Raw genomic sequence first — 22,768 nt, forward strand, 5'->3', positions numbered from 1 at the left:
TGGCGTCTCTCATAGTAGCCTGAAAACGGGTTTCCTTGCCATTAGGTAGAATTGCCTTCCCTGAAATATTTTTAGAATTTGTTGGAACGTTGGCTACCAATCTAATGAATTCAGTCTTAGTAGTATCGGGAGAAGAGATCAATAGATTCATCCAGTTTTCTGAAATGCTCAATTTTGATCCAATTTTGGTCTCTTCTAAAGTTACTTCAGCATTTGGTTTAGCTGGTTCTCCCGTGATCGCCAGCGTATAAGTTTTTCCGTCCAGTTTAAGATCGTACTTTCCAGTGATATCGGTAACCTCCATACTATTAAGCACCTTCTTTTCACCCTGGATCCAGTTCTCAAATAAGGTCGTTTCCTTATCGAAAAAGTCTCCGGAAGTAATCAGGAAATTTGCCCAGGCACCTTCTTTAATCGTACCAATCTTTCCATCCTGTCCCAGTGTTCTGGCAGGAACAGTGGTAAGAGCGGCTAAAGCTGCTTCTTTGCTCAATCCAAATTCCATCGCTTTCATTAAATTGGATTTGAAGTCTTTCGCTGGATCGATATCATGCGTAGTGATCGTAAATGGAATTTTCTGCTTTTCCATCATGGCTAAATTTGCAGGTGCCTGATTCCATTCTCTCATTTCTTCCAGGCCAAGATGCTTGGTAAGATATGGATCTTCCACATCGAAAGCTGCAGGGAATTTTAGCGGAACGATATACGTAGCATTGGAGCTTTTTACTTTATCCAATCGCTGGTATTCTTTCCCACTTCCCAGGAGTACGTATTGAATACCAAATTCGTCACCTACTTTATCTGCTCTAAATTCATTCAGCAGATTATCTGAAGCAAAGATCTGAGCCAGATTCTTATTATTATTTAAAGCTTCCAGTGCAAGGTCTTTATTCTTGGCATTTCCTTTTGCATACCAGTCGGCATCGATATAAGTTTGTCTAATAAGTGCAGTGGCCCCCATTAGAGAAGTAGGGTAGGACTGTCGTGATAAGACGCTTTTGTCAAAAGAAAGATATTGTGCAGATCTGTCATCAAGAATTCGGTCCCCTTCGCTAACTTCAGGAGTCAAAGCAACCAGCATTCCAGAGCCACGCACAATTCCATCTGGAACATGAGTATTTACAGCACCAAATCCAGCTTCCAGCAATTTTTTGGCTTCATTAGCATCATATTTGAAATGAGCCACCGCATTAGTCTCAGGGCGAATATGGTCGTTCCAGTAGAAACCTTCGCGATTAGCGTCGTATTGCGGACCATTTCCACCTTCCACGCGTTTTGGTTTTCCTATTCCAAAACTGGAATAAAGGTCGATAAATGAGGGGTATACTTCTTTTCCTGTAAGGTCAACAACGATACTGTTTTTTGGAATAGAAATATTCTTACCAACAGCTGTTATTTTTCCATTCTGAATGGCAAACATTCCATTTTCGATGGTCGTCTTTGGATCCACATGAATCCTGGCATTTTTAAAGACGGTGTAATTGGTGTTTTCTGTTTTAACACCATCGTTCTTTGGGAAATAATCCTGTGCATAAGCAGAGCTAACACTCAGAACTATTCCCAAAAGCAGAAATTTTAATTTCATAAAAGTGGGTAGTTTTTGGAAATATAGATTGATTAAAATTTTAAAAGCCTTAAATTACTAAAAATAGCAGAACTGTTAATCTTCCTACAGGTCGTTTCTTGAATCTTTATAGTAATTAACGAGCAGTGCCACCACATAACTGTAACTTTTCATACCCCCAGCCTGATTATTGGCGATTAAATAGCGATTATAGGTCGCAGCAAAAATTGGTTCTAATGGATTTTCATGCTCAAGCCAGAATTCCTGTACTTCCCGGTAATTCTCAACGATTCCAGGGTTCATGCTCTCCAGTAACCGGTCTCCTTCCTCTTTATCTCTTCTGAAGATTTCACTTAAACAATAACTCAAAGCAAAAGTATAGCCCGAATATCTAAAATGAGGATCTGTATGGTTCATGGTGACCAGACAGGCGATGAAATTTGCTTCATTTTCTTTGGCGAAACCCAATTGGTGTCCTATTTCGTGGCTGGCTGTTGTGGGTATTTTATAAGGAACAATAATGCTGTTCACCTGTGCTTCATTGGTCAAAGGATTTAGATATCCGTTAAAACCCATATAGCTTAGAGGAATGCTGTATATCGATCTTTTCAGTGAATTGCCTTTATATTTTAATTCAGGATAATTCAGCGCAATATGATTATAACCTTCAATAGTTCTTCGGAAAAGCTCATTTTTTGAAATTTCAAACTTTACGGAAGCCGAATCATTTTCAGCTAAATCATCATGCAGTTCATTGGATCTGCTGATGAGTATTTCTGAAAGGGTTACTAGTTCTTCAGTAGTATATTCGTTATCAATTTCAAGAGTCTTATGCAATGGCTGGCGGTAATAATTAAAACCCCAGAATAGATGAAAGCAAAAATAAATGATCGATAGGGCAGCAAGAGAATCGGGGATCCATTGTTTTGGATTCTTGAATTTCTGACTAAACCTTCTCCAGATCCATTTCAGTAGTAAGATTACCAGCAATGCGTACAGAAGATCACCTAGGGAAAACGGTAGAATCCCAATGCTATATCTCAAAATACTGGAGATAACCGGGTAGATTCCGTTGGAATAAAAGCTTTCTATAAACAGAGATCCTCTGTGAAGCAGGCTCAATAATATGACCTGAACAGGTAATAGGATCGCAAGAATGAGGGTCGTTTTCTTATTCACATTTTAAAAGTACAAATAATTCATATCTGGCCTAACTTCAGTAGAGATGAAAGCGGTTAAATTATACAGAATGTCAATGAATTTTTGTTTCAGCAGCTTAAAAGGTATCTTTGAAAACAAATGTAGAATTATAGATATGAACGAAGAAATAAGAGCATTAGAACCAAAAATATTATGGAATAAATTCGCCGATCTAAATGCGGTGCCACGGCCTTCTAAAAAAGAAGAAAGGGTTATTGAATTCATTAAAAAATTTGGTAACGATCTTGACTTAAAGACCGAAGTTGATTCTGTAGGTAACGTAGTGATCTACAAACCAGCTACTACAGGTTTGGAAAATAGAAAAAAAATTGTGCTACAGGCTCACCTGGATATGGTGCACCAGAAAAATAATGATACAGACTTCGATTTTGATACACAGGGAATCGAGATGTATGTAGATGGAGACTGGGTTCGAGCAAAAGGAACTACGTTAGGAGCCGATAATGGTCTGGGCGTGGCTACTATGATGGCGATACTGGAAAGCAATTCTATAGAGCACCCTGCAATCGAAGCTTTGTTTACGATAGATGAAGAAACGGGAATGACCGGTGCGAAAGGTTTAAGTCCTGATCTCCTGGAAGGTGATATTTTACTGAATCTTGATACAGAAGAGGATGACGAAATTGGTATAGGTTGTGCCGGTGGTGTGGATATCACAGCAAGCAGAACTTATAAAGTAGAAAGTACTCCAGATTCCTACCGTGCCTTTGCAATCAAGGTAAAAGGACTTATGGGTGGACATTCAGGCATGGATATCATTAAAGGACTGGCCAATGCTAATAAATTAATGAATCGCCTGCTTCTTAATACTACGGAAGAACATAAGCTTAGACTCTCATCGATCAATGGTGGAGGATTAAGAAATGCAATTCCGAGAGAAAGTGAAGCGATTATTGCTTTGCCTGAAACTGAAGAAGAAAGCTTTAAGAAAGAACTGGATAAAAGGATAGCTCTAATTAAAGCTGAATTTTCTTCTCTGGAACCTAATATGAAGATCGAAATTCAAAAAGTTCCTTCTGAAGTGGAAGTGATGGACCTGGAATCCCAGAAACAGCTTTTGCTGGCTCTTGCCGCGGCGCATAATGGAGTTTACAGAATGAGTCCTGAGATCGAAGATCTTGTGGAAGCATCCAATAACGTCGCGAAAGTTAGTGTTGAAAATGGGAAGATCGAGATCAAGTGCTTAACTAGAAGCTCTGTTGAATCCAGTCGTGATGATCTGGCTGATTCTCTAAAATCTGTCTTTGAACTGGCAGGTTTTGATGTAAAACTGTCTGGAGAATACCCTGGATGGGCTCCAAATAGTGATTCAGATATTCTAAAAACTCTGGATGAGATCTACGAAAGAATGAATGGTGAAAAAGCAAATATCGCAGCATGTCATGCAGGTCTGGAATGTGGGATCATCGGAAGCCATTATCCTGAGATGGATATGATCTCCTTTGGACCAACGATTCGCGGAGCTCACTCACCAGATGAACGCGCAAGTATTAGCTCTGCTCAGAAATACTGGAAATTTTTATTAGAGGTGTTAAAAAATATTCCGGAGAACTAGGTATGTTTTCTTTAAACTAAAAATCCCCCGTGCATCTGCACGGGGGATTTTTTTTATGACTGATCATTAACTATTCCTGATCTTCTCCTGCAATTCCAACTACAGAGATCTTAAATACAAGGTCTGAGTTTGGTGGGATCGCTCTTCCATAGCCTCTTTCACCATAACCTAAATGGCTTGGGATAAAAGCAACAACTTCGTCACCAACCTGCATCTGCTGGATAGCTTCTTTAAATCCTGGGATCATTGGTGCATCTGGTCCATAAACTACATCCATTGGCTGGTAACCCATAGCCTGGTCTCTTCTATGGTCATATATACCAAATTCCTCGGCAAGTTCTTTTTTGTTAGTGTCAAAGATCTTCCCGTCTGCGAAGTAACCTTCATAATTCACCTTTACAGTTTGTCCTTGTTTAGGCTGAGTTCCATCACCTTCAGTAATAAAATGTAATTTTAATCCGCTTTCCAGAGAATCTGCTTTTGCTTCCAGGGCAGCAAACTCTTTCACTCTTTTAGATCTTACTTCCTGTAGCTCTTTTTCTTTAGCTTCATTTTCAGCTTCAAGATCTGCAAGTTCCTGTTCAAAAACTTTAGGCGCCTCAAAATTCTTAGCAGCTTTTCCCTTTCTAATGATGTTCACCTCATTCATGGTTATATCTTTCACAGGACGGTCTCTAGGACCAGTTTCGGTCTTTCCAATCGCTTCAACGACATCCATTCCTTTTACCACTTTTCCGAAGACCGTATGCTTACCATCAAGCTGCATTACCGGTTCCAGAGTGATAAAGAACTGACTCCCATTGGTTCCAGGACCTGCATTGGCCATAGATAAAATACCTTTTTCATCATGACTCAAAGAGTCCTTGAATTCATCAGGGAATTTATAGCCCGGGCCACCGCTTCCGGTTCCCATAGGATCACCACCCTGTATCATGAATCCATCGATCACACGGTGAAATACGATACCGTCATAATATTTTTTACCTTTGAAAGTACTGTCTACCATGGTGCTGCTTCCTTCAGAAAGCGATACGAAATTAGCAACGGTCATTGGTGTTTCCTCGTGGTAAAGCTCAGCGATTATAGGCCCCATAGAGGTGTTAAATTCAACATACATCCCGTCTTCAAGTTCCGGGTATTCTTCTTTACATGAAAATAAGCTAATCGCAACAGCGAAAAGCACAAATAAACTTTTTGTCCTCATTATTGTTCTTTGGTTTCTGTGTTTGATTGTTCTTCTTCCTTTATAGAGTGTAAGGTCACTTTAGCGCTAATAGGTTTATTGCTTCCAATACGTTCCTGATCTCCGTAATAACCAAATGCTTTGTGAGAGGGGAATAGGAATGTTACCGTTTCGCCTTCTTTCATCAATTTAAGACCCTGGCGAAGTCCGGTAAATAATTTTTCACGATCAATAGCATATTCGCGGGTAGGCTTATCACCTTCAGCATAGATAGCTTCTCCTTCAATGGTCGAGATACTATAATCAAAGCTTACTATATCGCCAAATTCGGGAGTTTCAGTATTAAGACTGTCCAGTGACTTGTTGTTGTAGTAATACCAGAATCCATCTGCTGAGGTTATATATTCCGTACTGGTATTTTCTCCCATTACCTGTTTGATATAATCTTCTTCCTGCGCGATCATTTCCCTGTTCTTTTCTACAGATTGATCGATATATGAGCCACTGCTTTGGGAAACCGGATAACGTGCTTCCGGGGGTTTACAGGAAACTACGGCAATTGCCATTACTATTAGAAATAGAAACTTTTTCATTGGGTTAATTCTTGCTCGTATTCGGGTAGGATCTTATTAAATTTTACAATCGTATCATTCATGGAAAGATCACTTTTTCCTCCGGCCGCATTTATATGTCCGCCACCTTCAAAATGTGCCCGCGCAAACTTGTTCACATCGAAAGTTCCTTTAGACCTGAAACTAATTTTTATGATCTTCTCACTCTCATTTTCGATAAAAATGACTGCAAATTTAATTCCATCCAGGCTTAAACCATAATTTACAAAACCTTCAGTATCACCTTTCTTAAAATTATGTCGATCTAACTCTTCCTGAGTAAGGCTTATATAAGCGGTATTAAATTCTGAAATCACTTTTAAATTCTGAAGTGCGGTTCCAAGCAACTGCAGTTTATTACCAGAATTGGTGTCGTAGATATTATTATGAATCTCAGAATTTTTCGCTCCCTTGTCCATCAGGTCGGCGATCACACGATGCGTATCACTGGAAGTAGAGCTAAATCTGAAACTTCCGGTATCTGTCATGATTCCGGTGTATAAACAGGTGGCAATTTCAGGAGTGATCTGTTTGCCAGCGCGTAACTTTTCTATGAATTTGTGTACCATCTCGCAGGTCGAACTCATGGTGGAATCACTATAAGTATAATGAGCGTAATCTGAAGGTTCCTGGTGGTGATCTATCATCACGAAAACAGCATCGGAAGCTTTAAGGGATTCCACCATTCCGCCGCATCGGGATAGATCATTAAAATCAAGCGTAAAAACAATCTGAGCCTCAGCGATCAATTGATCTGAAATTTCTTTTTGCTGCTCATAGATATAAACTTCCTCACTACCTGGAAGCCACTTTAAAAAATGTGGATAATCGTTCGGAGCAATAACATTCGCTTTATGACCTTTATCTCTTAAAAAATGCATTAATCCTAGCGTAGAGCCTATCGCATCACCATCGGGTCCTTTGTGCGGAACGATCACGATATTATCTGCCTTTGCCAGTTCTGCCGTGATCTCGAGTATTCTTGTGTCTATCATAATCGAGGTTAAATATACAATATAATAACACTATAGAAACAGTGGAAGCCTTAAATTTGAGCTTGCAAATTACGACTATGATACAAAGATTTCTAATATTTCTATTTGTATTCAGCCTTGTTTCCTGTGGGTCTACCGAAGACATTAAGCTGGAGAAAGAACCAGATTATATCATTGCTTTTGGAAGCTGTAACCGGGAAGATGCACCCCAGCCGTTATGGAATGAAATTCTTAAAAATGAACCCGATGTTTTCTTGTGGGGAGGCGATAATGTGTATGCAGATACAGATGTTGCTGAAGTTTTAGGAGAGGCTTATGCTGTTCAGAAAAGACACGAAGGATATCAAAAGTTACTTAACAGCGTGCCAGTTTATGGGGTTTGGGATGATCACGATTACGGCCAGAACGATGGAGGCAAGGATTATAAAATTAAAGATGAAAGTCAGCAATATTTCCTGGATTTCATGGGTGTTGCGAAGAATGATCCAAGAAGACACCGGGAAGGTATCTATAATTCAGAGATGCTGGAGACTTCCAAAGGTTCCATAAAGGTGATCATGCTGGATACGCGTTATTTTCGAGATAATTTGCTTAGGAACAATGATGCGAACAGGCGCTATGAACCTTCGAGCGGTACCATGCTTGGCGAACAGCAGTGGAGCTGGTTACAAAATGAACTTGAAACTTCGAATGCTCAGTTCAATATTATTCTTTCCAGTATCCAGATACTTTCAGATGAACACGGATTTGAAACCTGGGGTAATTTCCCTTCGGAAGCACAAAAACTAAAAGATCTTATTGTTACTTCGGAAGCAAAAAATGTCATCCTGTTGAGTGGGGATCGTCATATTTCTGAATTTTCCGAAGAAAGAATCAACGGGCTTAGCTATCCTCTGGTAGACTTCACCAGTAGCGGACTCACCCATACCTATGAAGCTTTTGACGGTGAGCCAAATGAGCATAGAGTAGGAGAGGTAGTGAGCGAAAAGAGTTTTGGCTTATTGAAATTTGACTTTGAGAATTCGAAAGTCAGCATGGAAATGCGCGGACTAAATAATCGTAAACAGCAGGATTATATCGTTGAATTTCAGTAAGTCAACATATTGCAAGAAAGGACTTGTTTATGCCCATAAATAATTTATTTTTGCACCAAATTTAAAAACCAGATAATGGCAGATAATAGAACATTCACCATGATTAAGCCAGATGCAGTTGAAAACGGGCATATTGGTGGAATATTAGATCAAATCACCGCTTCAGGATTTAGAATCGTAGCGATGAAACTTACTCACATGACTAAGAGAGATGCTGAAACTTTTTATGCTGTGCATAATGAGCGTCCATTTTTCGGAGAATTGGTTGAATTCATGACTCGCGGACCTATTGTTGCTGCGATCCTTGAGAAAGACAATGCTGTTGAAGATTTCAGAACATTGATTGGTGCTACAAATCCAGAAGATGCTGCTGAAGGAACTATCAGAAAAAAATATGCTACCAGTATTGGTGAGAACGCTGTTCACGGAAGTGATAGCGATGAGAATGCACAAATCGAAGGTGCTTTCCATTTTGCAGGTAGAGAGATGTTCTAGTTAGAGCTTATCAAATAAAAAAACCCGGATTGAAAAGTCCGGGTTTTTTTATTTTCTCAAATTCCTAAATTTCAATTGGTTTCGTAAACCAGGACCATTTGAAAATATAGTTATTTCCTTCTTTTGCAGGGTGTAGCCGTGGAGAAATGCTAACCGTGATAAGAGCTGTAATTAATGTATTCGCTATACCATCCAGCTCGAAGAAATATCTTAGAATTTCATTGATTGCCATCATAAGTCCGGTGAAAACCAGTAAAAAGGCTAGAAAATATTTCAGTCTCTTATTCATAATTGTAAATTAACGTAAAACTAATTTTTTCACCAATTCCTGGTTCATTTCCTCGTTAAGGTTTCTAATGATCTTTTCCTTCCCGTAACTTAATTCCTCTCTAAGTACAGAAGAACTCAATTGCACGAATAGTGTGTCATGCTTCAGTTTAATTCCGGTAGTGTATTTTGCAATTGCAGGACCCATTTGGTTATTCCATACTTCCCTTATCTGTACCTGGTTTAATCCCTTGGTGTCAAGCTTGTTTTTGCCTACAAAACTTTTAAGCAGATCACCGAGGACCATTTCCTCATTCTGTCGTCTCTTCTTCATCTGTGCTAATTAAAGGTTCGTATTTTTTATAATAATATTTTTTATCATCACGATTTTTGATCACCAGTTCCTCTTCCGTAGCTACGAGAACCGTTTCCTGCCATTCATCGAAAGCTGTACTATAATAAAGGTTCAAAACATCATCTTCTATCTTCGCGGTAATTTTTTCTGAATCATTTGAAGCTTCTATATAACCACCATCGATCTTTGGCTGGAGTTTCTTGCGAAAACCAACACTATCCTTGATCTCTATATAATCAATGTACTGACTTAAACTATATTCTACCACAGAATCATTTTCAACTTCCACTTTCTCGATCGTCCAGTATCCAGTGAGATTCTGCAATTGTTCATTGGGGTCTGTGTTCGTACAGGAGCTAAGAACGATAACTACTAATAAGTATAAAGCTTTTTTCAAAGTTTGAAAATTTTATATGATTGATTACTGCCTTTCACAACCTTCTCGGTTCTATCTGCGTGAGTATCACTAAGAAAGATCTGTCCAAGTTCATTGGTAGCTACTAATGCTACGATATGAGCAACCCTGTTTTCATCAAGTTTGTCAAAGATATCATCCAGCAGGAGAATAGGGTTCACCTGGCTAATTTTTTTTATAAAATCAAACTGTGCCAGTTTTAAAGCGATCAAAAAACTCTTTTGCTGTCCCTGTGAACCGAATTTTTTGATAGGGTGACCCTCAATTTCAAAGCTAAGGTCATCCTTATGAGTTCCCACCGAGGTATATTGTAAAGCCATATCCTTCTGAAGATTTTCTTCTAGCAGTAATGATAATGACCTTTCAGATAACTGGCTCTTATAATTAATATCTACGATCTCTTTATTATTAGTAATATCAGCATAACGTTTATTGAAGATCGGAATGAAGTCTTTAAGAAAGCTTTTTCGTTTTTCGAATAGATTCTGTCCAAGGTTACTAATTTGATGGTTGTATACTTCCAGGGTATCACGGTCGAAAGTAGAATTGGCAGCAAAATACTTTAATAGAGAATTTCGCTGTGAGATCTGTTTCGTGTAATTCAGTAAAGATTGGAGATAGGATTGATCACTTTGAGAAATAACACCGTCCATAAACTTTCTCCTTGTTTCTGAACCTTCAATAATAAGATCACGATCTGCCGGGGAAATGATCACGGTAGGAATAAATCCTATATGATCACTCACTTTATCGTAGGTTTTATTATTCCGTTTAATCACCTTTTTCTGACCTTTCTTGGCGCTAACCAGGATCTTTTCAGCTTTTCCATTCTTTTCGAATTCTCCATCCACGACGAAAAATTCAGCTTCATGATTGATATTCTGGGAAGTGATCGGATTGAAATAGCTTTTTCCGAAGGAGAGATGGTAAATACTATCCAGAACGTTAGTTTTTCCAACGCCGTTATTACCAACCAGGCAATTGATCTTATTGTCAAAAGTAAATTCAGCCGTCTTTAGATTCTTGTAATTGAGAAGGCTAAGATTTTTTAGGTGCATAAATGGCTGTTTTTCAGCTAGAAATATGAAAAATGAAGAAGTATTTTGAAAGCTGCAAAAGGACTTCAAATTATTCAAAAAATACAAATATTTTCTCTTTTAATTTTCACAAAATATTATATTTTTGCCACGCATTAAAAATTTTTTATGGCATCTTATAAGAAAAGAGGATACAAGCCTTCCGGTAAATCTGAGAAGGAACAAATCGAAGAACAGGAATCAACAACTGCTGAAGTTTTTAACAGTTTAGATGAAGGGGCAAGTAGAACCGAAACCTGGGTCGCCGATAATCAAAAGTATATCTACATTATTGTGGGAGTTGCTATCGTTGCTGTACTTGGATACCTTGGATATAATCGTTTTATCCATGAACCAAAACAGAACGAAGCTGCCAACGAGATGGCAATGGCGCAGAACTACATGGCTTCAGCGCTTAGAGCGAATGGAGCACAGAGCGATTCACTTTACAATCTTGCACTTAATGGTGGAGAAGGTAAATACGGATTCCTTGATATTATAGAGAATTATGGTGGTACAGATGCTGCAAATCTTGCTCAGTATAATGCTGGTTTCGCTTATCTAAGAACTGGAAAGTATCAGGAAGCTATTGAGCAATTGGAAGGTTTTAGTAGTGATGATGAGATTTTCTCTGCACTTGCCACTGGTGGGATTGGTGATGCTTTTCTTCAGTTGGACCAGCCGGAAGAAGCTTTAGGTTATTATGAGAAAGCAGCAGATATGCGTACAAACTCATTTACAACCCCTAGATTTCTTTTAAAAGCTGCGATCACTGCAATCAATACTGGTGATGCTGAAGCTGCGGAAGAATATTTAATAAAGATCGAAGAGGAGTATGCAGATTCTCCGGAAGCAGATAAAGTGGCTGTCTATCTTGGACAGGCTCGCGCTATGAAAAAATAATATATGGCTACAAAAGGTAATAACCTTTCAGAGTACGATAAAGATACAATCCCAAACGCGAAGGACTTTCGGTTTGGGATTGTTGTTTCTGAATGGAATGAGGAAATAACACAGGGCTTATTTCAAGGGGCATTTGATGCGTGGATCGAAAACGGTGTGCAAAAGGAGAATATTGTTCGCTGGAACGTTCCAGGTAGCTTTGAACTTATTTACGGCTGCAAGAAAATGCAGGAAAGTTTCGAAATGCTCGATGCCATCGTTGCCGTTGGAAATGTGATACGGGGCGAGACCAAGCACTTCGATTTTGTATGTGATGGTGTAACCCAGGGCATCAAAGATCTAAATGTACAGACAGATATCCCGGTCATATTTTGTGTGCTTACAGACAATAATATCGAGCAGTCCCGCGCCAGAAGTGGTGGTGAACATGGAAACAAAGGAACAGAAGCTGCTATTGCCGCAATCAAGATGGCTCAGTTAAGAAAGGACGCTAAATTCTACAAGGGATAAATAGAATTTTCAAAACGGCATTGTCTTTGTGTTCTTATTAATCGAATAAGCCTTCGGAATTCTGAAGCATTTTGAGTAAATTTGGAACAGCAAACAATCTACAGTTTTGAAAATCAATTTAGGCAAGATCAGGAAAAATACCAGGTATAATTACACTCCTCGTTATTATAAGGGAAAGGATACCGGGAACATCTATGATTTTGATTCAAAATTCAACAAATATAGAGAAGCTACTAATGCCATCGATTTTGGTTCTCACTGGGCTGAGGCTCGTGAATCAAGTCGCACGCGAGGTAATAGAAGTATCAACCGTCGTGTGGTATACATCATATTAGTACTGGTCTTTATTTGCCTGTGGATATTAGATTTTGATTTGTCCATTTTCTCGAATCCCCGTTAGATGAATAACATTATTCAACTGTTGCCCGATCATGTTGCAAACCAGATCGCTGCGGGTGAGGTGGTTCAACGACCGGCTTCAGTAATCAAAGAACTTCTCGAAAATAGTATAGACGCTCATTCAGGTCGTATACAGGTGGTCATTAAAGACGCTGGTAAGACTTTGATACAGGTCATCGATGATGGTGCGGGAATGAGTATCACAGATGCACGCATGAGCTTTGAAAGACATGCAACTTCTAAGATAAAAATTGCCGATGATCTTTTTGCTTTGAGAACCAAAGGTTTTCGAGGTGAAGCTCTGGCCTCTATTGCTGCGATCGCGCACGTGGAGTTAAAGACCAAGACCGACAATGAAGAGGTTGGTACCTGTATCAAGATCGAAGGAAGCAAGATTTCTGCCCAGGATGCCTGTGTAACTCCAAAGGGAACTTGCATTAGCGTTAAGAATCTTTTTTACAATATACCAGCCCGGAGAAATTTTCTAAAGTCTGATAATGTCGAAACACGGCATATCATTGATGAATTTCAACGTGTGGCGCTGGCACATCCCGATATTAGTTTTTCACTTACTCATAACGGGAACGAGTTATTTCAATTACCTGCAGCCAATCATCGCCAGCGAATCACCAATATTCTTGGTGGAAAAACCAACGAAAAACTTGTTCCGGTTGAAGAGGATACTGGTATCGTAAAGATCTCCGGATTCGTGGGCAAACCTGAATTCGCAAAAAAGAGCAGGGGAGAACAGTTCTTCTTCGTGAATAATCGTTTTATTAAAAGTCCGTATTTAAATCATGCGGTTGTAGCATCTTTTGAAGGGCTGCTGAAAGATAAAAGCTATCCAAGCTATTTTCTTTATTTGGATGTAGATCCAAAAACGATCGATATCAACATTCATCCAACTAAAACTGAAATCAAGTTTGATGATGAGCATGCCTTGTATGCTATATTGAAAAGTGCGATCAAACACGCGCTTGGTCAATTCAATGTAGCGCCTATTCTGGATTTCGATAGGGATTCTGAATTGGATACACCGTATAATTACCAGTCAAAACAGGCGAGTGCGCCGCAGATCGAAGTAGATAGAAATTTTAATCCTTTTCAATCTGAAAACTCTGCACGGTCTTATAATCCTTCAAATTCTGGATATAGGAGAGAAAAGCCTGCCGAATGGGAGAGTCTGTACTCTGGATTGGAATCTCAGTCAACGGCAGACGTAGATGTTCGGCAAATAGAATTTGAAAGCGAAGAGGTTACCGGTAATCTCTTTGCCGGAAAAGAGGATGAGATCGAAAAATCTACCTTTCAGCTTCATAAAAAATATATTATTTCCACGCTTAAGAGCGGCATTCTCGTTATTGATCAACACCGTGCTCATACACGCATCTTATACGAGGAATTATTAAAGAATATTACTGTTTCGGCAGCAGTTAGTCAGCAATTATTATTTCCTTTGAAACTTCAGTTTAATCATCAGGAAATGGAGATGCTGCAGGAAATCAAAGAATCGCTGGAACAAACCGGCTTTATCTTTTCATCATTCGATAAGGATGAAGTGGAGATCTCCGGAATTCCAACCCTGATCTCTGAAAGTGAAGTAGAGATTTTACTGGAACAGCTCATTGCCGACTTTGAGAAAGACGTACCTGATAATGGATTTTCCCAAACCGATCTATTATCAAAATCCTTGGCGAATTCCATGGCAGTACGTTCTGGAACCATGTTGAATTCAGCTGAGCAACAACATATTGTTAACCGACTTTTTGCCTGTAAGGAACCGGCTCTAAGTCCTTCGAATAGAACCATTTTCACTACGTTATCTATAGAGGAACTGGATAAAAAATTTGCCTGATGGGAAGAATTACGGATACGGTAAAGACGTTATTGATTATCAATGTGATATTTTTCATTGGGAGTCAGCTATTAGGTGATGTAGCCTACGAGTATTTCGCACTCTGGTTCGTCAAGAATCCGAACTTTCAAGTTTGGCAGGTCATTACCCATTTGTTCATGCATGGTGGCTTTACACATATTCTTTTTAATATGTACGCCTTATGGGCCTTTGGTGGACCTATCGAGCAAATGCTGGGACAGAAAAGATTTTTATTTTTTTACTTTACAGCCGGGATTGGAGCCGCTTTGCTACATACGTTAGTGAATTTTTATGGCTACCAGTCGGGAGTTCAGGATTTACTGGATGCCGGGATGAACATGACCCAGGTAGATAATTTCTTCCTAACCGGGGAGTATCCAAAAGCTATTCTGGACACTGTTCCTATAGATACTTTGCAAAGCGCCTACGAAGCTTTCACTACACCTGCTGTTGGAGCTTCCGGAGCAATATATGGGATTCTCGTAGCGTTTGGTATGATGTTTCCTAATGTAGAATTATTCCTGTTATTCGTTCCAGTACCAATTAAAGCTAAATATTTTATACCTGCGATCATTCTATTAGACCTGTTCTCAGGGGTTACTGGTTATTCTTTATTTGGAGGATCTATAGCGCATTTTGCTCACGTTGGAGGGGCGCTGTTCGGATTCCTGATGATGTATTACTGGAAAAAGAATCAGTTTAACGACAATCGCTGGTATTAATGAGCGCAGCAGATAAAATAAGATTTAAGTTACAGACTGCTACGGTAGTGGAGAAGCTTATTGCGGTGAACGTACTGGCGTTCCTTGTATTCTACCTATTCAGAACCATTGCTTATTTATTTAACTTCCCTTCAGATTTTTTGCTGGAATGGTTAGTTTTTCCGAAGGAGCCACTGGAATATATTATGAAGCCATGGTCGATCATTACCTATGCATTTTTGCATAGCGGGATCTGGCATATTGCATCTAACATGCTTATTCTATATTTTTCAGGAATCTATTTTCTGAATTATTTTTCACCTAAAAGACTGCTGAATTACTATTTCCTGGGGATCATCATTGGAGCGCTGGTCTATATGCTTAGCTATAACCTTTTTCCAGCATTTCAGGGTACCGGCAAATCCTATTTGATAGGAGCTTCCGCAGGAGTGATGGCTGTACTTATTGGGATTGCCACACACGTCCCGAACATGAGAGTAAGATTAATGTTGATAGGCAGTGTGAAATTCTGGTATATCGCAGCATTTCTGGTAGCACTGGATGTCATACAAATCCCGATGGGTAACGCGGGTGGGCATTTTGCTCATCTTGGAGGTGCAGCGTTAGGGTATATTTATACTAAACAGCTTCAGAAAGGAAATGATATTGGAAAATGGTTCGAGAATATTATGGATAGTGTTGCGGCCTTATTCAAGCCAGGAGAACGCAAGCCAGAAATGAAAACTGTTCATCGTAACAAGACGCAGGCTGCAAAGACCCGCAAGACAACAACGAAAAATACCTCCTCAAGTAAAAATGAGAAACAGCAAAAAGTAGATAACATTCTTGATAAGATCAGCAAAAGCGGATATGAAAGTTTGTCTAAAGCTGAAAAGGACTATTTATTCCAGGCCGGTAAAGAAGACTAGATGAAGAATCTAAATCTTTTTGACAAGCTTGTCTTTGTACTTAATTCGCTTGCCGCTACGGCCTTACTATTTTCCTATTTATTACCTCATGTTCCTCCTAAAACCTTTCCGCTACTATCGGTTCTAAGTCTGGGAGTTCCTGTACTTATTATTTTAAATTCACTGTTCCTGGTGTACTGGTTGATTCGGCTCAAAAAACAGTTATTGCTTTCCCTGATCGTGCTTTTACTAGGCTATAATTATATTTCTGTATTTGTAAACTTCGGAAATGATATCGATGAAGAACTGGAAGCAGATCTTACGTTAATGAGTTATAACGTTCGAATGTTCAACGCCTACAACTGGACTGAAAGAACCGATATTCCAGAAAAGATCACTGCTTTTGTAAAAGAAAAGGATCCGGATGTACTTAGTGTGCAGGAACATTATGTAGGTGCCGCCGAATTATCGAAAATCTATCCATATAAGTATGTTAAGCTAAAGGGTAAGAATTCAGAATTTGGATCGGCAATCTTTTCTAAATATCCAATTTTAAAGGAGCATTCCGTAGACTTCCCCCATGATGGAAACAACAATGCTATTTATGCTGATGTTGTAATTAATCATGATACACTTAGGATATTTAATGTGCACTTCCAGTCATTGAATATTAAACCAGGCATATCCGACCTTAAGAATGAAGATTCCAAAAAATTACTCGGCAGAATTGGTCATGGTTTCTCTCTGCAACAGGAACAGGCAGAAATGATGATGAGGGAAGTGGACAGATCCCCTTATAAAACCATTATTATGGGTGATTTCAATAATACCAGCTTCTCGTATATCTATGACCTGGTGCGTCAGGATGGTCGTTTTAACGATGCATTTTTAAATGCTGGTACAGGCTTCGGCAAAAGCTTTAAGCTGAATTATTTTCCACTTCGTATAGATTTCTTATTGATTGAAAAGCAGATGGAAATTCTCGAGTTTGAAAAATACGACGTTGATTTCTCAGATCATTTCCCGGTATCTACTTCAATTAAATTATAAAGTTTGTTCCTGCAAGTAAGCCAGTGATGCTGGCCCTTCATTAAAGATCAGGTCAAGAATACACAGGTTTTTTAGAAAACCTTGTTTCTCTTCAAAAACCTGGTGATACCTCTCGTTTTCAAATCCAGAATCTGATTTTGCATTTACAAGATTTCTAAGATCAAGCATTCCCTCCGGCTTCAGTTCATACTCTAATGTTTGATCAAATGTCCAGTCTGCCTGTAATGAATCTGCAACAAACTCCATACAACGATAATTGAAATCCAGTAAGTATTTGAAGTTATTCTCATAGAGTGGTCTTAATTCATCCTCGTAGAACTCAAAGAATGGAGAGGTCTGGTAAGAAGCTTTAAACGCACGCCAATGCTGTAACTGCCAAGGAAACGCATTTTCGATCTGTATGTCCCGGTATTTTTGCCTCGCTTTTTTAGGAAGCCCCAAAGCAGCACTGTGCTTAATTGGAATATTCAGCGTAAGTTTTCCATTCGCGTCATAGATATACATGCGATTGCGATAGGTTTGTTTCTGGTAATTATCTTCAGATTCAAATACGACTGCTTCGGCTTTAGTAAAAGCAACCCACTGGCTTACAGGTCCAAAATAGGAGGGATGTAGTAAAACCGGATCCATCTTTAAGCTTCTCTACGTTGTTTAAAAAATCGCCACCCAAAGAACACTACCAATGCTATCAGGAAATATGGTAAAAATGAGGTTGGATCTCCGTCACCTTTCACTGTTGTAAAAACACGATCCCAACGAATTTTATCAAATCCGCTGGCATTGGAATCCCAGCTTAACCATATGAAAACAGGTTTACCTACTACATGATTTTCAGGAACATAACCCCATGTTCTACTATCTTCAGAATTATTTCTATTATCTCCCATCATCCAGTAGTAATTCTGGTGAAAAGTATATTCAGAGATCGGATTTCCATTCAACAATACCTGAGTACCATTCAGGCTTAGTTTATTATTCAAACCATATTCAGAACCTTCGTAAGTTTCGATGATCTCCTTGTAGAAAGGCATGCTTTCAGGAGTGATCTTTACCGTAACACCTTTCTTCGGAATATAAATAGGTCCAAAATTGTCATTATTCCATCGTGCTCTGTCATTCGGAAATAACCTGCTACTCTTAGAAACGGTATCAGCAGATCTCTGAATACTGGCCACATTTGGATGATTCTTCAGTCTTTCAAAAGTTTCTTCAGTAATAGCCACGAAAGTAAATTCATTGGTGGTAGGATTATACCCGAAACCATCTGTAATATCATAAACTTTGTATAGCGTTTGAGGATTGAATGGCTGCCCTTTAGTGACACCAGTATAAGTAAACTGAGGTTTTGCTCTTTCTGGCAATTTCAATTGTTCACCGTTAATAAATACGAATCCATTCTTTACAGACAGCGAATCTCCGGGAACTCCTACCGCACGCTTCACGTAATTGGATTTTTTATCGATCGGTTTTTCGTAATACTTCCCATCTCCGTATTGCTGAAAAGCATTTACGGTATCTACAGGCCAGTTAAATACGACAATATCGTTACGTTCAATATTTTCAAAACCGGGAAATCTAAGGTAGGGGATCTGTGGATCGTTAAGATATGACTTTGTATTGACTACCGGAATGGTGTCGTGTACCATTGGAAAAGCCACTGCAGTCTTCGGTATTCTCGCACCGTAATGGAATTTGCTTACCAACAGAAAGTCACCTACTAGCAATGTTTTTTCGAGAGAGGAGGTTGGAATAGTAAAAGGCTGCATAAAGTAAGTATGCACGATAGTCGCGGCAATTACCGCAAATAGGATGGAACTTACCCATTCACCAACTTCAGATCGCGGCTTAAGATCTCTATCAACGATATATGGATCGTTGGTAGCATAATTGACATAGTAAATATAAAACCCTAAGGTTAGAATTACCGCAAAGGTTTCGGCAGTAGAATTTCTACCGAAGCTTCGAATGGTTTCCACCCAGGTAACTGGTATGATGATAAGGTTTACGATGGGAATAAAGAAAAGTATGACCCACCATTTCGGTCGGTTGATGATCTGCATTAGAACTACTGCATTGTAAACCGGAATTGCAGCTTCCCATGCTTTTCTACCTGCTCGCTGATAAAGTTTCCAGGTCCCTAAAAAATGAACCATCTGTATGATCAGGAAAAAAATGAACCATTCGGTAAATGTCATATTGATTTCTTTTACTAGTTAGGCTGAAAACGCCTGCATTTGTTACAAATTAGTTCTTAAAAAGATCGGCAAGTACATCTTTCATGCTATAGATACCTGTTTTGTCTTGAAGATATTCTGCAGCGACCACAGCTCCAAGGGCAAATCCCTGCCTGCTCTTGGCGGTATGTTTGATCTCGATGGTATCGATGTTAGAATCGTAGCTTACCACGTGTGTACCTGGAACATCTTTAATTCGCTTGGCATGTATCGGAATTTTATTTTCATCTGCCGAGTCTAATTGCCAGCCCTTTAATTGCTTGTTTTCATGGATGATCTGTTCAGCAAGGCTAATTGCGGTACCACTAGGGGCATCCAGTTTCTTGGTATGGTGAATTTCCTCGATCTCTATGGAATAGTCTTCCAGACCTTGCATCATTCCGGCTAATTTCCGGTTCAATTCGAAAAAAACGTTGACCCCGAGACTGAAATTTGAAGCATATATAAATGCGGAATTTTCTTCGGAACAGATCTTTGTTGCCTTTTCATAGTCATCCAGCCAACCGGTAGTTCCACTTACAACGGGTACTCCAGCTTTAAAACAGATTGTAATATTTTTAAAGGCAGCATCGGGTACACTGAAATCTATGGCAACATCTGCCTTCGTGAGATCATAATTCTCGATGCCATCGCTTACTTTCAGTACGATCTCGTGACCTCTGTTTTCCGCGATTTCTTCAATGGTTTTACCCATTCTTCCGTAGCCTAAAAGAGCGATTTTCATTTAAAAATTAAAGTTTAAAGTAAGTCCGTAATTAGTTTTTCCGGTAAGTGAATTGAAATCGAAATTAGGTTGGAGCGTTAGGTCCTCATCCACATTAAACTGTCGTAAATGAGCCTCTACATTGGCATCAATGATATTCAGAATATAAACGCCAACCGTTACCAGTAATGAGATCTCTTTATTTTTTTGATATACTTCCTGAGCTCTTATAAGACCATCTGTACTAACAAAAACCCGTTCGTCTTTACCGTTAAATTGATCTTCTCTACCCGCGATCCTGTTCTTATAGGCATCCCTGTACTTCGAGTATTGCTTATCATTATCGAGGTAGTAATAAATTCCAGTAGCCAGCCCGCCATAGGCGATGGGAATTTTCCAATAGCTGCCATTATACGCCTGTCCTAAACCGGGAAGTATTGCCGAGTAGAAAGCAGCCTTTGCCGGGGCAAGCGCGTTATAAGGTTCGTAATCCTTCTCAACAACTTCAGTTTCTACACCTTTCTTTGCCTGAATGCTTAAAGAGTCGGTTTGCGCCTGGATTCTTGAAAAGGAGAACAACACTAATAATATACAAAGTAGTGATCTATTCTTCACTTTTGATCAGGTTTTTTATGCGCTCAAAATCTTCTTCAGAAGAAAATGGAATAGTTAGTTTTCCACTTCCTTTTTTGGTTACCTTCACATCTACCTTGGTTCCCAGGTATTCCGAAAATTCCTTGATTCCTCTTTTATAGGTTTTTGGAACACTGGTCTTAGCAGTGGCATTGGCTGAAGTCTTGCCCTTGCCGTTGAGCTCACGAACTAATTGCTCGGTTTCTCGAACTGACAATGATTTTTGTAGGATCTTCTCGTAAATATCAAGCTGTTGCTGTGTGTCATCAATATTGATAAGTGCACGGCCATGTCCCATACTAAGGAATCCATCTCTCATCCCGGTCTGGATGATAGGATCCAATTTTAAAAGCCTGAGGTAATTGGCAACTGTAGACCGGTTTTTCCCAATCCGGTCACTTAATTGTTCCTGGGTTAACTGGATCTCATCGATCAATCTCTGGTAAGAAATAGCAATTTCAATAGGATCAAGATCCTGTCTCTGAATATTCTCTACAAGCGCCATTTCCAGAGATTCCTGGTCATTCGCTATTCGAATATAAGAAGGGATGGTTTTAAGACCTACCAGTTTTGACGCTCTAAATCTTCTTTCTCCAGATACCAGCTGGTATTTGTCAAAATCAAGTTTTCTTACCGTAATTGGCTGGATCACTCCAAGTTCCCGAATGGAAGTAGCAAGTTCCTTAAGCGAATCTTCGTTAAAGCTGGTTCTTGGCTGAAATGGGTTTACTTCAATAGAAGATAGTTCCAGTTCAACAATATGTCCTACGAGTTTATCGGCATTTTTATCTTCTGCAGATTTTATATCGTTATCAGGATCTTTGAGTAAGGCTGAAAGTCCTCTTCCCAATGCCTGTTTTCTGGTAGCCTTAGCCATTTCTATTCGTTTTTCTTAATAATTTCATGTGCCAGGCTTAGGTAATTGCTGGCTCCTTTACTGGAAGCATCATAGTTAATGATACTTTCACCATAACTTGGTGCTTCACTTAAACGAACATTTCGCTGTATGATTGTTTCGAAAACCATCTCATCAAAATGTTTTTTAACCTCATCTACCACCTGATTAGACAAACGTAACCTTGAATCATACATAGTTAATAGCAAACCTTCAATATCGAGCTTGTTATTATGAAGTTTCTGAACACTTTTGATAGTGTTCAGTAATTTACCCAGACCTTCGAGTGCAAAATATTCACATTGGATTGGTATAATCACAGAATCTGAAGCAGTAAGCGCATTTAGCGTGAGTAGTCCAAGAGATGGAGCACAATCTATCAGGATATAGTCATACAGTTCCTTCAAAGGAGTAATAGCCCGTTTCAACATGCTTTCCCTGTTCTCCTGATCCACCAGTTCAATTTCTATAGCAACAAGGTCTATATGTGCCGGGATAATATCTAGATTAGGGGAATTGGTTTTTTGAATGGCATCTTCTACTTTTACCGAGTGCTCCAATAGTTGATAAGTTCCATTTTCCACTTCCTCAACATCTATCCCCAATCCCGATGTGGCATTGGCCTGTGGATCGGCATCAATCAATAAGATCTTTTTCTCTAAAACCCCAAGTGAAGCTGCAAGGTTTACAGATGTTGTGGTTTTACCCACTCCTCCCTTTTGGTTGGCAATAGCAATGATTTTACCCATTAATTCAGTCTGATTTTTGAAAGGTAAAAATACAATTTATTATAGGTTTAGAAAATGTATTTGTTAACAGCTTCTGAAGAATGCTTAAAATAAAAAACCGCCGTCAGGATAATTCTGGCGACGGTTAATTAAACAAAATTTTTCTCTATTTATTCTGCTGAAGCTTCTTCAGTTTCTGGCATTAGAACTCCCATTAGATAATTTGAACCTAAGAATTCTTCCGCTAGGTCCTGAAGCTCTTCGGCTTCAAGATCATCAACCATTTCATTGAATTTGTTGATCTCGCTCAATTTGAAACCTTCTTCTTCAGCTTTTCTAAGCTGTTGCATCCAGAATTGGTTTTCCTGCAATTGTTCCTTGCGCTGTATCTTAAAAG

At 39.2% G+C, this 22,768-nt stretch carries 26 protein-coding genes; 10 read left to right on the plus strand and 16 right to left on the minus strand.

What is annotated here, in order from left to right; all coding sequences use genetic code 11:
• On the minus strand, window positions 1–1,585 hold a 1,585-nt coding region (locus ACNKXS_RS14140; protein ID WP_417921425.1), incomplete at its 3' end, for an amidohydrolase family protein.
• Between the two features lie 84 nt (window positions 1,586–1,669).
• Window positions 1,670–2,743, minus strand: a complete 1,074-nt coding sequence (locus tag ACNKXS_RS14145; RefSeq protein WP_417921426.1) for a DUF3810 domain-containing protein — start codon at window positions 2,741–2,743, stop codon at window positions 1,670–1,672.
• Window positions 2,744–2,879: 136 nt separating this feature from the next.
• Here ACNKXS_RS14145 and ACNKXS_RS14150 point away from each other — a divergent pair, with 136 nt between their 5' ends.
• Window positions 2,880–4,340 carry an aminoacyl-histidine dipeptidase gene (locus tag ACNKXS_RS14150; RefSeq protein ID WP_417921427.1) on the plus strand — a complete coding sequence of 487 codons (1,461 nt, stop codon included), beginning with the start codon at window positions 2,880–2,882 and terminating at the stop codon, window positions 4,338–4,340.
• 70 nt (window positions 4,341–4,410) lie between these two features.
• Here ACNKXS_RS14150 and ACNKXS_RS14155 read toward each other — a convergent pair whose 3' ends face one another.
• The 3 genes from ACNKXS_RS14155 to ACNKXS_RS14165 are packed head-to-tail and all read right to left on the minus strand — an operon-like array spanning window position 4,411 to window position 7,129.
• Window positions 4,411–5,544 (minus strand): peptidylprolyl isomerase, encoded by a 1,134-nt coding sequence (locus ACNKXS_RS14155; RefSeq protein ID WP_417921428.1) that lies wholly within the window; start codon window positions 5,542–5,544, stop codon window positions 4,411–4,413.
• The gene (gene gldI / locus ACNKXS_RS14160) at window positions 5,544–6,116 is read right to left on the minus strand and encodes a gliding motility-associated peptidyl-prolyl isomerase GldI (RefSeq protein ID WP_417921429.1); all 573 of its coding nucleotides are present in this window, start codon (window positions 6,114–6,116) and stop codon (window positions 5,544–5,546) included. Before gldI ends, ACNKXS_RS14155 begins: the two co-directional genes overlap by 1 nt.
• The gene (locus tag ACNKXS_RS14165) at window positions 6,113–7,129 is read right to left on the minus strand and encodes a DHH family phosphoesterase (protein ID WP_417921430.1); all 1,017 of its coding nucleotides are present in this window, start codon (window positions 7,127–7,129) and stop codon (window positions 6,113–6,115) included. The genes gldI and ACNKXS_RS14165 overlap by 4 nt, the downstream gene beginning before the upstream one ends.
• Window positions 7,130–7,206: 77 nt before the next feature.
• On the opposite strand from ACNKXS_RS14165, the gene ACNKXS_RS14170 reads away from it, so the two are divergent.
• Window positions 7,207–8,223 (plus strand): alkaline phosphatase D family protein, encoded by a 1,017-nt coding sequence (locus ACNKXS_RS14170; protein ID WP_417921431.1) that lies wholly within the window; start codon window positions 7,207–7,209, stop codon window positions 8,221–8,223.
• A 75-nt stretch (window positions 8,224–8,298) separates the two neighbouring features.
• The gene (locus ACNKXS_RS14175) at window positions 8,299–8,718 is read left to right on the plus strand and encodes a nucleoside-diphosphate kinase (RefSeq protein ID WP_141878257.1); all 420 of its coding nucleotides are present in this window, start codon (window positions 8,299–8,301) and stop codon (window positions 8,716–8,718) included.
• Window positions 8,719–8,782: 64 nt separating this feature from the next.
• Here the strand turns inward: ACNKXS_RS14175 and ACNKXS_RS14180 are convergent, their stop codons facing one another.
• From ACNKXS_RS14180 to recF, 4 genes are read right to left on the minus strand one after another with little or no spacing between them, the layout of a single operon-like run.
• A complete protein-coding gene (locus tag ACNKXS_RS14180) occupies window positions 8,783–9,007 on the minus strand; it encodes a hypothetical protein (protein WP_417921432.1) in 225 nt (74 codons plus the stop codon).
• 9 nt (window positions 9,008–9,016) lie between these two features.
• Window positions 9,017–9,319 carry a DciA family protein gene (locus ACNKXS_RS14185; RefSeq protein WP_417921433.1) on the minus strand — a complete coding sequence of 101 codons (303 nt, stop codon included), beginning with the start codon at window positions 9,317–9,319 and terminating at the stop codon, window positions 9,017–9,019.
• The gene (locus ACNKXS_RS14190) at window positions 9,297–9,737 is read right to left on the minus strand and encodes a lipocalin-like domain-containing protein (RefSeq protein ID WP_417921434.1); all 441 of its coding nucleotides are present in this window, start codon (window positions 9,735–9,737) and stop codon (window positions 9,297–9,299) included. The genes ACNKXS_RS14185 and ACNKXS_RS14190 overlap by 23 nt, the downstream gene beginning before the upstream one ends.
• Window positions 9,734–10,813, minus strand: a complete 1,080-nt coding sequence (gene recF / locus ACNKXS_RS14195) for a DNA replication/repair protein RecF (protein ID WP_417921435.1) — start codon at window positions 10,811–10,813, stop codon at window positions 9,734–9,736. Before recF ends, ACNKXS_RS14190 begins: the two co-directional genes overlap by 4 nt.
• 147 nt (window positions 10,814–10,960) lie before the next feature.
• On the opposite strand from recF, the gene ACNKXS_RS14200 reads away from it, so the two are divergent.
• The 7 genes from ACNKXS_RS14200 to ACNKXS_RS14230 all read left to right on the plus strand — a co-directional run bounded on the left by ACNKXS_RS14200 (window position 10,961) and on the right by ACNKXS_RS14230 (window position 17,178).
• Window positions 10,961–11,734 (plus strand): tetratricopeptide repeat protein, encoded by a 774-nt coding sequence (locus ACNKXS_RS14200; protein WP_295181612.1) that lies wholly within the window; start codon window positions 10,961–10,963, stop codon window positions 11,732–11,734.
• Between the two features lie 3 nt (window positions 11,735–11,737).
• A complete protein-coding gene (gene ribH, locus ACNKXS_RS14205; RefSeq protein ID WP_417921436.1) occupies window positions 11,738–12,244 on the plus strand; it encodes a 6,7-dimethyl-8-ribityllumazine synthase in 507 nt (168 codons plus the stop codon).
• A gap of 106 nt (window positions 12,245–12,350) precedes the next feature.
• The gene (locus ACNKXS_RS14210; protein ID WP_417921437.1) at window positions 12,351–12,644 is read left to right on the plus strand and encodes a hypothetical protein; all 294 of its coding nucleotides are present in this window, start codon (window positions 12,351–12,353) and stop codon (window positions 12,642–12,644) included.
• Entirely contained in the window at window positions 12,645–14,498 is a 1,854-nt protein-coding gene (mutL, locus tag ACNKXS_RS14215) for a DNA mismatch repair endonuclease MutL (RefSeq protein WP_417921438.1), read from the plus strand. It begins immediately after the preceding gene.
• Window positions 14,498–15,241: a rhomboid family intramembrane serine protease gene (locus ACNKXS_RS14220; RefSeq protein ID WP_417921439.1), complete on the plus strand. Its 744-nt coding sequence runs from the start codon at window positions 14,498–14,500 to the stop codon at window positions 15,239–15,241. The genes mutL and ACNKXS_RS14220 overlap by 1 nt, the downstream gene beginning before the upstream one ends.
• Window positions 15,241–16,149, plus strand: a complete 909-nt coding sequence (locus ACNKXS_RS14225) for a rhomboid family intramembrane serine protease (RefSeq protein WP_417921440.1) — start codon at window positions 15,241–15,243, stop codon at window positions 16,147–16,149. Before ACNKXS_RS14220 ends, ACNKXS_RS14225 begins: the two co-directional genes overlap by 1 nt.
• Window positions 16,150–17,178, plus strand: a complete 1,029-nt coding sequence (locus ACNKXS_RS14230; protein ID WP_417921441.1) for an endonuclease/exonuclease/phosphatase family protein — start codon at window positions 16,150–16,152, stop codon at window positions 17,176–17,178.
• Here ACNKXS_RS14230 and ACNKXS_RS14235 read toward each other — a convergent pair.
• The 7 genes from ACNKXS_RS14235 to ACNKXS_RS14265 all read right to left on the minus strand — a co-directional run.
• Window positions 17,173–17,808, minus strand: a complete 636-nt coding sequence (locus tag ACNKXS_RS14235) for a WbqC family protein (protein ID WP_417921442.1) — start codon at window positions 17,806–17,808, stop codon at window positions 17,173–17,175. The genes ACNKXS_RS14230 and ACNKXS_RS14235 overlap by 6 nt on opposite strands.
• A 2-nt stretch (window positions 17,809–17,810) precedes the next feature.
• The gene (gene lepB, locus ACNKXS_RS14240; RefSeq protein WP_417921443.1) at window positions 17,811–19,373 is read right to left on the minus strand and encodes a signal peptidase I; all 1,563 of its coding nucleotides are present in this window, start codon (window positions 19,371–19,373) and stop codon (window positions 17,811–17,813) included.
• A 49-nt stretch (window positions 19,374–19,422) separates the two neighbouring features.
• Window positions 19,423–20,136 (minus strand): 4-hydroxy-tetrahydrodipicolinate reductase, encoded by a 714-nt coding sequence (dapB, locus tag ACNKXS_RS14245; RefSeq protein ID WP_417921444.1) that lies wholly within the window; start codon window positions 20,134–20,136, stop codon window positions 19,423–19,425.
• Window positions 20,137–20,730: a DUF5683 domain-containing protein gene (locus ACNKXS_RS14250; RefSeq protein ID WP_417921445.1), complete on the minus strand. Its 594-nt coding sequence runs from the start codon at window positions 20,728–20,730 to the stop codon at window positions 20,137–20,139.
• On the minus strand, window positions 20,720–21,625 hold the full coding sequence (locus ACNKXS_RS14255; RefSeq protein ID WP_417921446.1) for a ParB/RepB/Spo0J family partition protein: 906 nt from the start codon (window positions 21,623–21,625) through the stop codon (window positions 20,720–20,722). Before ACNKXS_RS14255 ends, ACNKXS_RS14250 begins: the two co-directional genes overlap by 11 nt.
• Window positions 21,626–21,627: 2 nt before the next feature.
• On the minus strand, window positions 21,628–22,392 hold the full coding sequence (locus tag ACNKXS_RS14260) for a ParA family protein (protein ID WP_417921448.1): 765 nt from the start codon (window positions 22,390–22,392) through the stop codon (window positions 21,628–21,630).
• Between the two features lie 149 nt (window positions 22,393–22,541).
• Window positions 22,542–22,768 (minus strand): hypothetical protein (locus tag ACNKXS_RS14265; RefSeq protein ID WP_417921449.1); only part of this gene is annotated, 227 nt, incomplete at its 5' end.

This window comes from Christiangramia marina, from assembly GCF_048285865.1.
Lineage (GTDB): Bacteria > Bacteroidota > Bacteroidia > Flavobacteriales > Flavobacteriaceae > Christiangramia > Christiangramia marina.